The sequence below is a fragment of the Larkinella humicola genome, from assembly GCF_008727875.1.
GTDB classification, from domain to species: domain Bacteria; phylum Bacteroidota; class Bacteroidia; order Cytophagales; family Spirosomataceae; genus Larkinella; species Larkinella humicola.
In genome coordinates this window covers 391,579-406,402 of sequence record NZ_VTWS01000001.1, presented here as the reverse complement: position 1 = coordinate 406,402, position 14,824 = coordinate 391,579, and the positions used below count along the sequence as shown (strand labels likewise).

11 protein-coding genes are annotated in these 14,824 nt (G+C 54.6%); 2 read left to right on the top strand and 9 right to left on the bottom strand.

What is annotated here, in order from left to right:
* Window positions 1–35 precede the first annotated feature (35 nt).
* From F0P93_RS01815 to F0P93_RS01800, 4 genes are read right to left on the bottom strand one after another with little or no spacing between them, the layout of a single operon-like run.
* Complete coding sequence (locus tag F0P93_RS01815; protein ID WP_150874668.1) at window positions 36–749, bottom strand: RraA family protein; 714 nt, start codon at window positions 747–749, stop codon at window positions 36–38.
* Window positions 750–790: 41 nt separating this feature from the next.
* Complete coding sequence (locus F0P93_RS01810) at window positions 791–1,642, bottom strand: LamG domain-containing protein (protein ID WP_225309332.1); 852 nt, start codon at window positions 1,640–1,642, stop codon at window positions 791–793.
* Window positions 1,639–2,895 (bottom strand): spinster family MFS transporter, encoded by a 1,257-nt coding sequence (locus F0P93_RS01805; protein WP_150874667.1) that lies wholly within the window; start codon window positions 2,893–2,895, stop codon window positions 1,639–1,641. The genes F0P93_RS01810 and F0P93_RS01805 overlap by 4 nt, the downstream gene beginning before the upstream one ends.
* 2 nt (window positions 2,896–2,897) lie before the next feature.
* Window positions 2,898–5,777, bottom strand: coding sequence for a glycoside hydrolase family 2 protein (locus F0P93_RS01800; RefSeq protein ID WP_150874666.1), 2,880 nt, complete (start codon window positions 5,775–5,777; stop codon window positions 2,898–2,900).
* Between the two features lie 18 nt (window positions 5,778–5,795).
* Here F0P93_RS01800 and F0P93_RS01795 point away from each other — a divergent pair, with 18 nt between their 5' ends.
* Entirely contained in the window at window positions 5,796–6,026 is a 231-nt protein-coding gene (locus F0P93_RS01795; RefSeq protein WP_150874665.1) for a hypothetical protein, read from the top strand.
* A gap of 167 nt (window positions 6,027–6,193) precedes the next feature.
* A complete protein-coding gene (locus tag F0P93_RS01790; RefSeq protein ID WP_191908707.1) occupies window positions 6,194–6,484 on the top strand; it encodes a PIN domain-containing protein in 291 nt (96 codons plus the stop codon).
* Here F0P93_RS01790 and F0P93_RS01785 read toward each other — a convergent pair.
* From F0P93_RS01785 to F0P93_RS01765, 5 genes are all read right to left on the bottom strand, one after another.
* Complete coding sequence (locus F0P93_RS01785) at window positions 6,466–7,260, bottom strand: SDR family NAD(P)-dependent oxidoreductase (protein WP_150874663.1); 795 nt, start codon at window positions 7,258–7,260, stop codon at window positions 6,466–6,468. The genes F0P93_RS01790 and F0P93_RS01785 overlap by 19 nt on opposite strands.
* Window positions 7,261–7,440: 180 nt before the next feature.
* Window positions 7,441–8,634, bottom strand: a complete 1,194-nt coding sequence (locus tag F0P93_RS01780) for an enolase C-terminal domain-like protein (protein ID WP_150874662.1) — start codon at window positions 8,632–8,634, stop codon at window positions 7,441–7,443.
* Between the two features lie 68 nt (window positions 8,635–8,702).
* The gene (locus F0P93_RS01775; protein ID WP_150874661.1) at window positions 8,703–10,079 is read right to left on the bottom strand and encodes an endo-1,4-beta-xylanase; all 1,377 of its coding nucleotides are present in this window, start codon (window positions 10,077–10,079) and stop codon (window positions 8,703–8,705) included.
* A gap of 114 nt (window positions 10,080–10,193) precedes the next feature.
* Complete coding sequence (locus tag F0P93_RS01770; RefSeq protein WP_150874660.1) at window positions 10,194–11,642, bottom strand: RagB/SusD family nutrient uptake outer membrane protein; 1,449 nt, start codon at window positions 11,640–11,642, stop codon at window positions 10,194–10,196.
* An 89-nt stretch (window positions 11,643–11,731) separates the two neighbouring features.
* Complete coding sequence (locus tag F0P93_RS01765) at window positions 11,732–14,731, bottom strand: SusC/RagA family TonB-linked outer membrane protein (protein ID WP_150874659.1); 3,000 nt, start codon at window positions 14,729–14,731, stop codon at window positions 11,732–11,734.
* Window positions 14,732–14,824 lie beyond the last annotated feature (93 nt).

Below are 14,824 nucleotides of genomic sequence, written 5' to 3'. Positions count from 1 at the left end.
ATAAAACGTCACCGGCTCAGACCCAACTCTTCTTTTTAGAACCGCCCGAATTCTTTGTAGACGTCGAAGGGATCACGCCCGGTTGCCATGGCTTCCCGGCTGCGGGATTCACTGGCAAACCACGCTTCGGCCAGTTCCAAAACCGGAATCGTCAGGTCGGACGGTACCACCACCACACCGTCGTTGTCGCCAAAAATGTAATCGCCGGGGTTCACTTTCAGCAACCCATCCATTCCCTTCACAAAAATGGGAATCTGGTAATCCACCACCATAAACCGCCCGAAAGCTTCGACCGGATTCCGAAACCGGCAGAACGTCGGAAAGTCCATGTCGATCAGGTAGTTGGAATCCCGCGTGGAACCGTCGATAACTGCCCCGACGCAGCCGTGGGCAGCCGCTGCCGTGGCCGAGATTTCGCCAAAATGCCCGCAGGAAGTGTCGCCCTGCGTATCGCGGATCTGGACAATCCCCGGTTTCATGCTTTTGAACATGCCAAGCCGGATGTCGTGGACTTTCGTGTCCCGGCTGGGCGTGGCCACCCCGTGGGCTGTAAACGCCGGGCCGGCCACTTTCATGGTGTGGGTCAGCGGATATACTCCGCTGGCCATGCATTGTTTGTGATACCCGAGGTGTTCGAGGGCGTCCGAAACCAGGCCCGTATACAGCGTGAGATACCGACTCTGGATTTCCTGCCAGTCATAGTTAACATCCACTTGCCGAACAGGATACGAATTTGTCATTACTTCCATTATGCTACGTAGTTAGTGAGTTTATACTCGGTTTATTGTTGTTAACCGCCGTTCCCGACCGGGTTCGGCAGCGGATGATTTTGATGAATCTGCTGAATTTCTCCGGCGGACAACGCCCGGTCGAAAACCGCCAAACCGCCCAATTGTCCGACAAAATCGTTGCCGATGGCCCCCAACCGGTGGACGGCCCCCACCGTGAAGTCGGAGCCGGTTTCGCCCCCGTCGAAAATACCTTCGGCATACGGATACGGATTTCGGTCGGGCCGCGCGTCGAACTGGCCGTTGCGGTACGACCGGATTTCCCGGCTGTCGTACGTCATGGCCACAAACGTCCACGCATCAAACGGCACGGGCGTCTGGCCGATGGACACATCGACGCACCACTTTTCGCCGGGGGTCGGCCCGCCCACGCCCGAAATGTGCCCGCACACCTGGTCTGCACTCTGGTGCAGCCGGATGTTCAGAAACAGGCAGTACTGCCGCATTTTCCGGGTTTCATTCCACAGACCGGCAATGGCTTCACATTCGGCGTTGTGGTTGCTTTTGGGTTGGCGTTTCACCCAGGCCAGCACCGTCACCTGGGAGTTTTTGCCGTGAATATTCAGGCCGGAACAGTCGGCGCGGGGAATTGTCAGGTATTCGTGTTCCCTGATATCCAGGGAATAGCCCGACAAAATACCGCCTTTCACGATCAGCACCGGCCCGGTTGGCTCCTGCAACCGGTAGGCATATTTCCCTTTGGAGAGCAAAGGCTGTTTCTCCGAAAAATCCCAAAGGCACAGCAAATTCGGAACCGAGACAAGGGATTGATCCGGTGGCGAGGCTTTACGGGAAGGCATCATCATCATACCGCTGAGCAGGGTGGTTTGCGTTAAAAAAGTTCGTCGGTTCATTCGGCTGGTTCGCGGTCTTTGTCAAAAAACCAGATCGCTCCGCTGCCGATAAACAGGCTTCCCAGCACGTAAACCCCCGAAAGACTGGCAAGACCCAGCGTGAGGCCCAGCGTGGGTTTCAGAACGCCAAGCAGGTAGGGTGCCGAAGCACCAATCAGGAAGGCACAGGCCAGCATCAACCCGTAAGCCGACGAACGGATTTTGGGCGACACCACCTCATACAGCGAAGCGACAATGTTGGAATCGTACCAGCCCCGAAAAATACCAAACAGAAACAGGGCGACATAGGTCATGGTTTGCGTCTGGCTCATGCTGATCCAGTAGATAAATGGCGCCCCCAGCAACAGGCCCAGCGCCTGAACGACCAGGCGGCTGCGCGGGTTGGTTTTCGCGAAATGATCGGAAATTCTGGCGCCCGACAACACGCCCAGAAAAGCTCCGAGGTGGTGGTAGAACAGGGCTGAAAAACCGGCATCGGTCAGGCTCATCCCGAACTTGTCGACCAGAAAGGAAGGCATCCAGGTCAGGTAGCCAACGTTGACAAAAACCATGCAGCCAAAGCCCAGCGTCAGCATGATGACGGTCGGTTTTCGAATCACAATGCGGGCGGTTTCGCCGATTTCGGCCAGCAGCGGTTTTTGCGAGTCGGTTTTCAGAACGGGCGTGTCTTTCGGAATCCGGATAAAGAACACCACCGCCAGCAAAATCCCCAAACCGCCGAAGAGGTAAAACGCCTTCTGCCAGCCGTATTGCTCCCCGATGTACCCGGCAATGATACCGCTCAGAATAATCCCGAAATACACCGCCGTCTGGTGAATCGACAGGGCAAAAGATCGGCTTTCCCGGTATTTTTCGCCGAGAAGGGCGTTGGCCGAAGGCGCATAAAACGCTTCGCCCCCGCCCGTGGCAATGCCCCGCAGCAGAATGAATTGCAGAACCGTGGCACAGAAGCCCGTCAGCAGGGTTGCACACGACCAGAACAGCAGGCAAAATCCAAGAATGTTCCGGCGCGAAAACCGGTCGCCGACAAAACCGGCGATGGGAACCAGCAGTCCGTAGGTCCAGACCAGCGCAGAAGCAATCAGGCCCAGCTCGGCATCGGTCAGGCCGAGGTCCTGGCGGATGAGGGGTAGCACGACGCTGAAAATCTGCCGGTCGGCCTGGTTCAGAAAAAACGCCAGCCAGAGCACCGTCAGCAACTCCCAGCGAAAACCGGCCGGTTTTTGCGTTACAACGGGGGCGGGTTCGGTCATCTTCAGGGAAGTTTAGCGGTGATCGTTGGGGCATTCCAGGCACTGACCGACAGGGTGGCATTCTTGCGGGTTTCGGGTTCCCGCCAGAGCACATCGAGCGTCAGTTCCTGCGTTTCACCGGGGGCCAGCCAGTTGTAATTGTCCGACGCGACGATGGCCCGTTTGGTGCCGGCAATGTCGACTTTGGTCATAAAAGCCGGGACGATTCCGGTATTGCGGATTCGGACCCGAAGGCGGCTCTGGTCTTTCCCGAGCGGTTCGCTTGATACAACCGCCGAGGTCAGCGACGTAGCGGTTTTAGCAACGGTAGCCTTCAGAAACGGCCCTTTTTCCAGCGTCGGCCACGGAATGGGGGTGCTGACGTATTTCTGATAAAAACCGTCTTCTTCCAGCATCGAAAGGCTGCGGGGGAAATAAAACGAACGGGACAGCAGCTTTCCACCGGCATCGCGCAGTTCAATGAGAACCAACAGAAACCGGTCGCGGTAGTCGGCAGGAATGGTGTAACTGCCACCGTTCACCTCGCTCACCGAAGTGCCTGCGCCGACGTTCACCGACTTCTCCTGTTGCCAGAGGGCTTTAAACGTGTCGTCGAACACCCGAATGCTTACTTTCGCACCGGCGATTCCCGTTGGTACTGAATTCGTTATCTTCACAGGAAGCGCCAGGCGTTCCCCCGGTTTCCAGAGCAGTCGCGGCAGGTCGATGGCCACGTGGGTGGGTTCGTAGGTTCGTTTCAGGAAGTAATACGGCGCTCCGGCATTCCCGAACCAGTCCAGCATCTGAATGGCAATCACGGGCCAGTGACGTTTGAAAACCCACGGCATCAGCCCCGCCGTGACGGGGTAATTGCCCTGCATTTTTTCCGACAGAATCTGGTAAAACTCCCCTGCCCCGATTTGGGATGCCTCCGCAATGGTTTCAATGGTGGGGTCGGCCATGTCGGCAACGTGCGACGCCCGGCTTAACATCCGGGGAACACGACCGGGGCCGTATTCCGTAAAATGGTGGATAAATTCCGGGTGAGCAGCCCCAAAACTTTTGTCCCACATGTTGCCCAGTCCCGTAAACTCCTTGTTATCAACCGTTTCGTAGAACAAACTCGCTTCGGGAATGCTGTGCATCCCGGTTTCCGACACCCAGGGTTCGAACTGGTAACTGCGGTTATACCAGGTTGGGTCCATGTCGGGATAGGCATGCATGGAGCCGTCATCGGGCGTGGTGCGCACAAACAGCCGCGATTTGTCAAAAATATCCAGGTTGCGTTCCAGAATCCCGATGGACTTCGCATTGCCGGACGAATACGGATTGAATTCGTTGCCCCCGCACCAGATCACCAGCGAGGGGTGATTGCGCAAACGGGTGATGTTCTGAACGACCTGCGCTTCCCAGATGTCCTGCGGAAAATCGGGCGTGTCCTGGTTGCCGATCGGAAAATCCTGCCAGACCATGATGCCCAGTTCGTTGCAGATGTCGTAGAAGGCGTCGGTTTCGAGCAGACCACCGCCCCAGATGCGGATCAGTTGCACGCCCATTTTTTTCGCTGCTTCGAGCGTCCAGCGGTAGCGTTCTTTCGGCAAATCAAGCAGAATGTCCTGGGGAGTAAAATTCATCCCTTTGACAAAAATCTTCCGGCCGTTGACCACAAACTGCCAGTTTTCCCAGCGGTCGGCAATGCGCGGCCCGGCGGTGGCGACCCGGTCGATGGTGCGAATCCCGTAGTCGAATTGCAGGACATCGGCGGTTTTCCCGGCCCGTTTCAGGGTTACTTTCACCGTGTACCGGTTCGGTTCTCCCAGGCCATTCGGCTGCCAGAGTTTGGGGTTGGGCAGGGTCAGGTCGTGTTCAAACCAGTTGCGCCCTTCATACACGCTGAGCGGGAATTCTTTGGACAAAACCGTGTTTTGGGCCGAGATCAGTTCGACCAGCAGGCTCAGTTTCTCGTTGACCGGGCTAAAAACCGTCCCTTTTTCGTTGGGATGGTTCAACTGCGTGTTGTTCCAGGGGTGCAGTTGCTGCTGGAGTGAATGGCGGTTGGCAAACACTTCGCCCGAAAGGTGTAACTCGGCTTTCCCGTTCGTCACGGTTTTGGTGGTCAGATAGGGTCGCTCCAGGTGAATCGGCGGCACAATCTCCAGACGCGCCCCCTGCCACATGCCCACGCTGAAGAACGCTTCTCCCCCCGAACCACCCGAGATTACCCAGGGTTTGATGATCCGGCCACTGGCCCGCGGGTTGAAGCCGGTTCGTTTGGAAAAATCGTAGTCGCCGGTCGAGGTTCGGGGCAGATTTTCGTAATCCGTGGCCTTGTTGCCCCAGTTTCCGGCGCGCACTTCCACCGTAATCTCATTCGCCTGACCCCACCTGACCAGACGGCTGATTTCAACCGAAGGTCCGCCAAACATGCCCTCGTGAACCCCCACCAGGCTATCGTTTACCCAGACTTTCGAGAAATAATCGACACCATCGAAGCACAGAAAGAGCAACGACCCCTGCGCAGATGCCGGGAGGTTTACGGTTTTCCGGTAATACCAGACTTTTTCCTCCAGCCAGCGGTATTGCGTCGAGTTCTTGTGGTAATAGGGATGCGGTAATTTTCCGGCTTTGAAATACGCCCAGTGAACCGAATTAGGGACGGTAGTCGGGAACGGGTCTTTCCGGGGCGTCTTCAAATCCGCTACGGGAGCATCGGTGTGCGACAATTCCCAGCCGCTCCCCGACAAGTCGACGTGCTGCGCTCCGGTGCGGGGGGTAATGCGGTACGGACTCCAGAGTTTCGGGCTTTTGTCATCCGACGGTGTCAATCCCGGCTGGGCCGAAACCGAACCGACCGTCAGCAGTGTTGTGAGTAGGAAGAACAAATAAATCGGATTATCTTTCATTGTTAAAAAGCTAAGGTCATGGAAGCACTCAAATTTGTACAAAGAGTTACCGACGATACGCTGGCGTTGCCGATGCCCCCATCGTATCGGGAGCAGGAGGTCGAGGTGATTGTTTTGAAGAAAGAATCGATTCCAAAACCGGAACTTACGAAAGAAGAAAAGCTGGAAATTCTTCGCAAATACAGAGGTACCTTACCAAAATGGGAGCCCGGCCCTGATTTTGAAGACGAAATGTATACGCAGGAATGAAAATATTTGTCGAATCTTCGATTTTGATAGAATACATCAAAGATCAAAAGACCGTACTGCTGGAAGAGATGTTCATTTAAAGTCTTCCACTTTATTACAATAGCATTGTTCTTACGGAATACATCTACTACTTTCTGGGGCATCACGGTACAAAATCTCCACGCACCTTGAAAGAAAATAAACGGATTCCTGAAATTGTGATTCAGAACGAACCGCTTGGACTGCTTAGCTTGTTTGAGCAAGTTAATAATCCCGAGCCTTCTTCTTCGACTGTGATCCGTTTGATGAAAACATACAATTTGCTTCCGAATGATGCCATTATTTTGGCACATTGCCTGACTGCGGGTATCCATTACTTAGCTTCTTACGATTCTGATTTTCAAATTCCCTGCGCAAGCGAAGGCGCTACATTAATCGACACCGTCGAGGTGTTTCACGCTCATTTTCCGGCTTCATAAGGCCCCGGTTTTCCGTATCCGCGCATCAGCAGCAAACCGCCGTCAAGCGTGATCGTTGAACCGGTCATGTAACTGCCCGACGCCACCAGATCGACCAGCACTGCCGCCACCTCATCGGCCTGCCCCAGTCGCCCGGCCGGAATCCCCTGACTGACTTCCTGAAGCAGGGCCGGATTTTCCCAGACCGCCCGGTTGATGCCGGTCTGAATGGCCCCGATGGCGAGCGTATTCACCCGAATCTGGTGCGGAGCCAGTTCCATCGCAACGCCTTTCATCAGGGTTTCGAGCGCCCCCTTGGTTGCGCCGTAGAGACTCAGCCCCAAACCGGGCCGGATGCCGTTGACTGATGTAATCGTCCAGATGCTTCCCGCAACACCCAGCTTCACCATGTTTTGGGCCACCGATTGGGTCAGGAAGGTGGTGCTTTTGAAATTGACCGCGTTGAACTGCTCAAAATCAGCTTCCGTTACGTCCAGAAAGTGCTTTTTATACGAAACCCCCGCGTTGTTGACCAGCACATCCAGCGACCCCGCCAGTTCCCACGCCTGTTCGCCCAGGCGGATGGCCTGAGCGGTTTGCTGCAAATCGGCCTGCAGCACATGAGCAACACTGCCCTTCTGCCGGATCGCGTCGGCAACGGTTTCGGCGTCGGCCCGGTTTTCGTGAAAGTGAATCACCACCTCACACCCTTCCTCCGCCAGCCGCAGCGCAATGGCCTTTCCAATACCGCCCGACGCCCCCGTCACCAGGGCTTTTTTACCCGTCAATCTCCTCATTCAGCATTTCTATTAATGTTGTTCGCTAGTCGTTATTATTTTTGACATCATCGCATTCTGCCCCTGGATCCCCTGAAGGGGACTTTTGGCACCTGAGGTTTCTGCGTCCAAGTCCCCTTCAGGGGATTTAGGGGCAGAATGCGCTATTCGATGTTCAATATTTACTATCCCCACTTCCTTTCACATTCCTCCCACCGTCGGAAACCAATCCGGACGATACGGATCCTGGTGAAAACGGGCGTAGTAATCGCCTTTCTCTTCGTAGTATTTTTCGTAATGTTTCATCTTGTCCTCATCGAGCGAGACGCCTAGCCCCGGCCCGGTCGGCACCTTGATGCAACCGTTTTCGTATTTCATCAAACCGCCTTCAATGATGTCGTCAGTGAGGTAATGGTAGTGGGCATCACCGGCAAAATTCATGGTCGGAATGGTCGAAGCGGTATGTATCATGGCCGCCAGTTCAACACCGAACTCCGCCCCGGAATGCATAGCAACGCCCAAATTGAAGGTGTTGCAAACCGCAGCCAGGTCTTTCACCCCGCGCGGCCCTTCCCAATAATGCAGGTCGGTCAGCACAATGTCCACCGAACCCATCCGGATTGCCGGGGCGAGGTCGTCAAATTTGGCAGGATACATGTTCGTTGCCACCGGAATGTGAATCTGCTTGCGGACGGCGGCATTGCCTTCCAGTCCCCACGATGGATCTTCAAAATATTCGAGGTTCAGGTCTTCCATCCGGCGGCCCATCTGCACGGCGGTTTGCACCGACCACAAGCCGTTCGGATCGATTCGCAAGCCGAAATCGTCGCCCAATTGCCTGCGGCAGAGTTCCAAAACCCGAACCTCCTCTTTGGGAGCCATCACTCCCGCCTTGAGCTTCATCGCCTTGACGCCCAGTGTTTCGTGCAGTTCCTGGCAATAGTCGGCCAGATCCTCGGCGGTTTCGTCGTGCTTGCCATCGCCCGGCCGGTCATACCGCCAGAACAGATACGCAATAAAGGGCACTTCGTCGCGGATGCGGCCGCCCAGCAAATCGCTCATCGGGCGACCCAGCACTTTGCCCTGAATGTCGAGACAGGCCATTTCGAGGGCGGCATACAGGCGGGCATTGGACAGGTAATAAATACTCCGCAGTACTTTCAACTTCATAATTTCCAGTTGAAACGGATCGAGCCCGATGATGCGCGGTTTCAGCTTTTGCAAAGCGCCCCGCTGGTCTCCCCCGCCCACTTCACCCAGTCCGACAATGCCTTCGTCAGTGATAACTTCGACAATCGTCCGGAGAAAATAACCGGGATGAACGCCGGTATTGTGGCGAAGCTGGGCGTTGAGTGGAATGGCCACGCAGCGGGTTCGCAGGTCAATGATTTTCATGCTTGTTTTTTGATTGCCGTAAAAGAGCCTTATTCTACGATTTTAATACGAATCGACCATGTGTGATGTCAGTCCAGCACCACGACCTGGGTGCGTGCGCCACTTTTCGGAAACTGAACTTCTTTCTCGTATTTCTTCCCGTTCCGTTGCGTGACCACTTTATACGTACCGTAGAACCCCTTGTAACTTACCGCGTTATTTTTGGGCGAAGTCGTTACATTCGTACGCCATTCCTGATTGATAAGCCGGTCTAATACGTCGTAAGCGGGCTTTTTGGTAAAGTCCCGGTTCAACAGGCCGCCTTTCCACTTGTCTTCGCCGGGCACGATCGTACCGTCCGGTTTAATCCGGGCGGGTGCGGCTGTTCCATCGACCAGGTTCCACCAGATAATACCTTCTACTTTGGGGTGACTAAACCATAGTTTGTAGTAATTCTCCGTCATGATGGCCTGGTATTCCGGGCCTTTTTCAGACAATGCCGAAACCGTGATTTCGGTAATGTGAATGGGCAAATTGAAGTCGGCGTACAAATCGAGGGTGTGGAACAAGGTAGAAGGCGTCATGGCTTTCCCTTTCAGAATCTGCTCATATTCAGGCTCGCTGAAGTTATGAAACTGCATACCGATCGCATTGATTTTGGCATTCCGCAACAGCAGATTTTCGGTGAGCAGGTAATCGGCATTGTATTCACGCTTGTTGCTACGTCCCCAGATTCCGGTAGTGAAGTTGAGCGTAAACACATTGCTGTTTGGGAAATGGCGCTCGCTTTCTTTGAATGCCTTCAACGCGAAATCTTTAGGCATCAGCACGTCGGGGTGGCGGTCGGTTACTTCATTGACGACGTCCCAAATCTGAATGTCGTGACCATACCGCTCGCCGATTTCCTGGATGCGTTTGCTGATTTTCTGCTCCATGATTTTTTCATCCTTCGGTAGCCAGGTTGGCAGCGACCAGCGTGGATTGTCCCACACGAGCGTATGGCCTTTGGGCGTGAGATTGTATTTCCGGACAAACTCCATCACGACGTCGGGTGCAGGACGGCGGTAACTATAGGGGCTGTCTTTCCCAAAACGGAGTTTTCCCGGCTCAGGCTCCAGTTCGGGCCAGTAGAACGGAATGGTCACGAAATTAAATAGTTTGGCAAAATGCACTTCATACAGCGCATCTTCTTTCGGATTCCGGAACCCCTTCACCATGAAGCCATTGGCTCCGAAGTAAAAATCGTGGCGGGTTTGAGTTACCGAAACCTCCCCGGTTGAAATGGGATTCCCTTCCTTATCCGTAAACTGAATGGTGAAGGCACCCATCCGGTTTTCGCGAATGCCATCGGCAATGCGTTGTTGGATGGCGGGGTCGTTCCACTGATTTTTATACTCGTCGGAAAGCTGGGCCGAAGCCTGAAGAGCTGATAAGGTCAGGAATGCAGCCGTGACAATGTGTTTCATCTTCAATGGTTAATCGCTTGGAAATTGGTGGGCTTGTTGTTTTTTTGGAAATTTTCAGTTGCCCGGTTGAGCCTGTTTTAGTAATTCATTGTATCGGATATCGAAAACCGGCAATCAATACCCCGGGTTCTGGTCAGTTGCGGAAAGGGCGGTGTTGTAATTCAGCTCCGAAACCGGAATGGGCCAGAACAGGTGTTTATCGGCCACGTCTTTTCCGGTGGCGGTTTTGATCACCTCTTTCAATTTGGCCGTTCCGAGCCGTTTCAGATCGAGCCAGCGTTTGGCTTCATACTGCGTTTCGTAGCCCCGCTCTTTCAGCACCAGGTCATGAAAGGTCGTTGCGCTGTAGTCCGCCAGTTTGAAATCCACGTCCGAAGCCACCGTTGGCACTTTTCCGTAGGCCCGGCGGTGCACCTGATTCAGCGCTTCCATCGCAGCAGCCGTTGGCCCGGTTCCGGCCCGGCTGGCGGCTTCGGCATACAGCAGCAAAATATCAGCGTAGCGGTAGACTGGAAAATCATTGCCCGCGCCGTCGCTGGTAGCCGCAACCGGGTCCGAAAACTTCTTGCACAAAATGCTGTTTTTCCCCAGGCCAATGTCCCAGCTATACCAGAAGGCGGTTTTCCGTAAATCTTTTTCGTCCCAGGCTTTTTGCACCGGATTGCTCTGGGTGTCGCTGTAATGCGCATAGAAACCGCCCGCGCCGTGGAGTTTCGAACCCGGATGGTGCGCAAACATCGCCAGATACATTCCCTGCCCGCCCTGACGGGTTTCTTTCAGGTACCAGATTTCTTCCGTCGATGTAACGACCGTCGGGCCAAATACCTTGCTGTCAAAATCGGCGGCAACCGTCACCGGCACCAGCGAAAACTTCCCGGATTTGATGATTTCATCGGCTTTGTCGCGGGCTTCGGCGTACTGGTTTCGGGTAAAATACACTTCAGCCAGAGCCGCCTTGGCCGCCCATTTGGTGGCCCGGCCCACCTGCGTGCCTTTGTCGGGCAGATTGGCTTCGGCTTCTTTTAAATCACTCAGAATCAAGGTGTACACTTCTTCGGCGGAGTTGCGCTTGACATTGGGTTCGTTGAGCGTCGCTTCGGTGCGGATTGGCACCCCACCCCAGTTGCGGACTAACCAGAAATACGCGAAAGCGCGCAGGTATTTGGCTTCAGCCACAAATTTCGTAACGTCGGCCGGACTGATGCTGCTGCCTTTCGGGGCATTCTGAATCACCAGATTGGCATTGCGGATGCTGAGGTAGAACAACCGCCAGCCGTCGTCGGTCCGTGGAATGTTCGTGCTGTTCAGTCCCTGAAAATCGCTCAGTACCTGGTAGCTACCCCGCCCGTAACTGTAATCCGTATACGCTTCGAGCTGCGCGCCCAACTGCCCCGTGATGCCATTGGTGGCCCGGAGCTGGGCATATGCCGCATTCACGGCCGCTTCTACTTCACTGGCGGTATTGTAAAACGTCTCCACCGCGACGGCTTTGGGCTTCTCAACCAGCACATCCTCGCAAGCCAGCAGACTGAGGAATAAGGGAAGGAATAAGATCTTTTTCATAGCTATTTGTGATTGAGCGAATGAGTGATTGAGTGAATTATCCATGCGACAGCCACTCAATCGCTCATTCACTAATTCGCTCAATAAAATTAAAAACCGACCCGCAGGCCGAAGGTGACGGATTTCGAAGTGGGATAGCTGTAATGGTCGATGCCCTGGCCGATGGAATTGGCGCCCCCCTGCGAGTTGGTTTCCGGGTCCCACCACGAGTATTTCGTGAGGGTCAGCAGGTTCTGCCCACTGGCGTAGACCTGCGCCGTCCGCATCCAGGTGACGCCCATTTTCTGCAGCGGCAGGTTGTAGGCAAGTTGAATGTTTCGCAGGCGCAAATACGACCCGTCTTCGACAAAGCGGTTGGAGTAATTGTAGCTGTTGGCGCGGGAAATAACCGGGTATTTCGCCGTGGTGTTGGTCGGTGTCCAGTGGTTATACAACACGTCACGCGGCATGTTCAGCCCAAAACCGTAGTCGAGCGTGTTGTTGATCGAACTGACGTTAACCAGGTTGTTTCCCTGCGTTCCCTGCACGAAGAACGTCAGGTCGAAGCCCCGGAACGACATGGCCGAATTAAAACCGTAAATAAAGTCGGGGTTCGGATTGCCGATAATGGTTTTGTCGAGCTGGTTGATCACGTTGTCACCGTTCTGATCCACATACTTCACCTTGCCCTGTTCGGTGTAGCCGTTTTCCACGTAGCCGTAAAAAACACTCATCGGCTGGCCTTCGCGCAGCAGGTTGGCGGCATCGCTGATGAGCGTCACACCCACACTGCCGCCCAGAATGTCCTGCCCGCCATTCAGCTTGACCACCTTGCTGCGGTTGAACGAAATATTGCCGTTGACATCCCATTTAAAGGCCTTGTCAAAAATGCGGGCTTCCAGCCCAATTTCCAGCCCTTTGTTCTGAATTTCGCCAACGTTCCGAATCGTGCTCGTAAACCCAAAACCGCTCGGTAACTGCACCGTATTGAGCAGGTCGCGGGTGTGTTTGATGTAATAATCGAGGGTCAGGCGGAAGCGGTTGCTGAGAAAACCCGCGTCGATCCCGAAGTCGGTTTGCTCCGTAGTTTCCCACTTCAGGTTGCCGGGCAACTGCGTTCCGGGGGCGAAGGTGTTGTAGAGCGCATCGTCGAACACGGTTTTTCCCGCCGACAGGTTGTTGAGGGTCGCATACGCTCCAATCGCCTGGCTACCCGTCAGGCCCCAGCTTGCCCGTGCCTTCAAGTCGGTAATGAACGGCACATTTTTCATGAACTCTTCTTCCGATACCCGCCAGGCCAGAGCACCCGAGGGGAAGTAGCCCCATTTGTTGCCTTCGCTGTATTTGGAAGACCCGTCGGCCCGGAAACTGATCGTAGCCAGATACTTATTGTTGTAGCTGTAATTCACACGCCCCAGATACGACAGCAACGTACTGAGCGAATAGCCCGTCCCCGGAATACCCGGTGTTGCCGCCGAACCCAGATTGGCGGTTTCGGTGATGTCGCTCAGAAAGCCCACACCCGACGCGTTCAACGATTTGCTCAGAAAATCCTGGTAGGTAAAACCAGCCACGGCCGAAATGCTATGTTTGACGGCCACGGTTTTGATGTAGCTGATCGTGTTTTCACTCAACAGGCTCATTCCCCGGCTCGTCGACACGCTGGCACTGCCCTGGGAGTTGACAAATTTGGTCGTTGTGTAGGAGTCTGTGCGGTCATCGCTGTTTTCAATACCGCCGGAAATCTTGATGGCCAAGCCATCGAACGGTTTAAACGTCAGGGCCGCGTTGGCCAGCACCCGATTGGCATCGACATCGTCGGAAGACTGGTAGATGTAATTCAGCGGATTGGTCAATACATTGGAAATGAAGGGATAAGCCGTTGCCAGCACGCGATACGAACCGTCTTCGTTATACGGCGTCAGGGTTGGCGGGGCCGAAATGGCCGCCGAGATAAGCGAACCGCCCCGGTTGCCGCCCCCCGAATTCTGGCGGCTCGTTGTGATTTTGGTCAGCGTGGCACCGTACGACAGGTTGAGCTTCCGGCTGACATCCGACGAGATGTTGGCCCGGAGCGAATACCGTTTGTAGTCACTGCCGATCACGATGCCCTGCTGATTGAAAATGCTCCCGCCCACCGAATACCGCGTTTTCTCATTGCCTCCGCTGATGGTCAGGTTGTGCGTCTGCATGGGTGCTTTCCGGAAAATCAGATCCTGCCAGTCGAACCCTTCGCCAAACCCATCGATCTGCGCCTGTGTAAAATACGGGGTCACTTTATCGGTCGTGGCCTGCTCGTTGTAGAACGTCGCATACTCCCGGGCATTCATCAAATCCAGCTTTTTGCGCAGGGTCTGGGTGCTGTAGCTGCCTTCGTAATCCACCTGCATTTTGCCGGATTTGCCCTGTTTGGTCGTAATCAAAACCACCCCGTTGGCGCCCCGCGACCCGTAAATGGCCGTCGCCGAGGCATCTTTCAGAATTTCAATGCTTTCAATATCCGTGTTGTTAATGATGGTCGGATTGCTGCCCGAAGTCGGAAAACCGTCCACGACGTAGAGCGGTTCGTTGCTGCCCTGAATCGAATTGGTCCCCCGAATCCGGACACTGATCCCGGCCCCCGGCGCGCCCGTGTTCTGCGTCACCTGCACGCCCGGCGCCCGGCCCGACAACGCCTGGAGGACATTCGTTGCCGGAAATGCGTTCAACTCTTTGGCCTTGACCTGCGCCAGGGAGCCGGTCAAATCCGACTTCCGGACGGTTCCGTAGCCCACGACGACGACTTCATCCAGTTGCCGGGAATCGACCACCAGAGCCGCATTGACCACCGACTGGTTTCCGACGGCGATTTCCTGCGCCACGTAGCCCACCGACGAAATGACCAGCGTTGCATTGGCCTGGTTTGCCAACGTTAGCCGGTAATTTCCTTCTGCATCCGTTGTGGTTCCCGTGGTGGTTCCTTTGAGCGAAACCGAGGTGCCGGGTAAGGGCGCATTGTCAGCCGCTCCCGTTACCCGGCCCGTTATCACCACCGATTGCGTCCATCCGATCGACGGGATCAACAGAACCGCCAGACAGACACGAAGCCATCTATAAAGGTTTTTTTTCATAGGGTTCAGAGTTTTAATTTTTATATTATAAAATCTAATTTTATTTCATTGCAATTCTAATCACAAATGCGGGTTCACTCCAAATTATTTTCA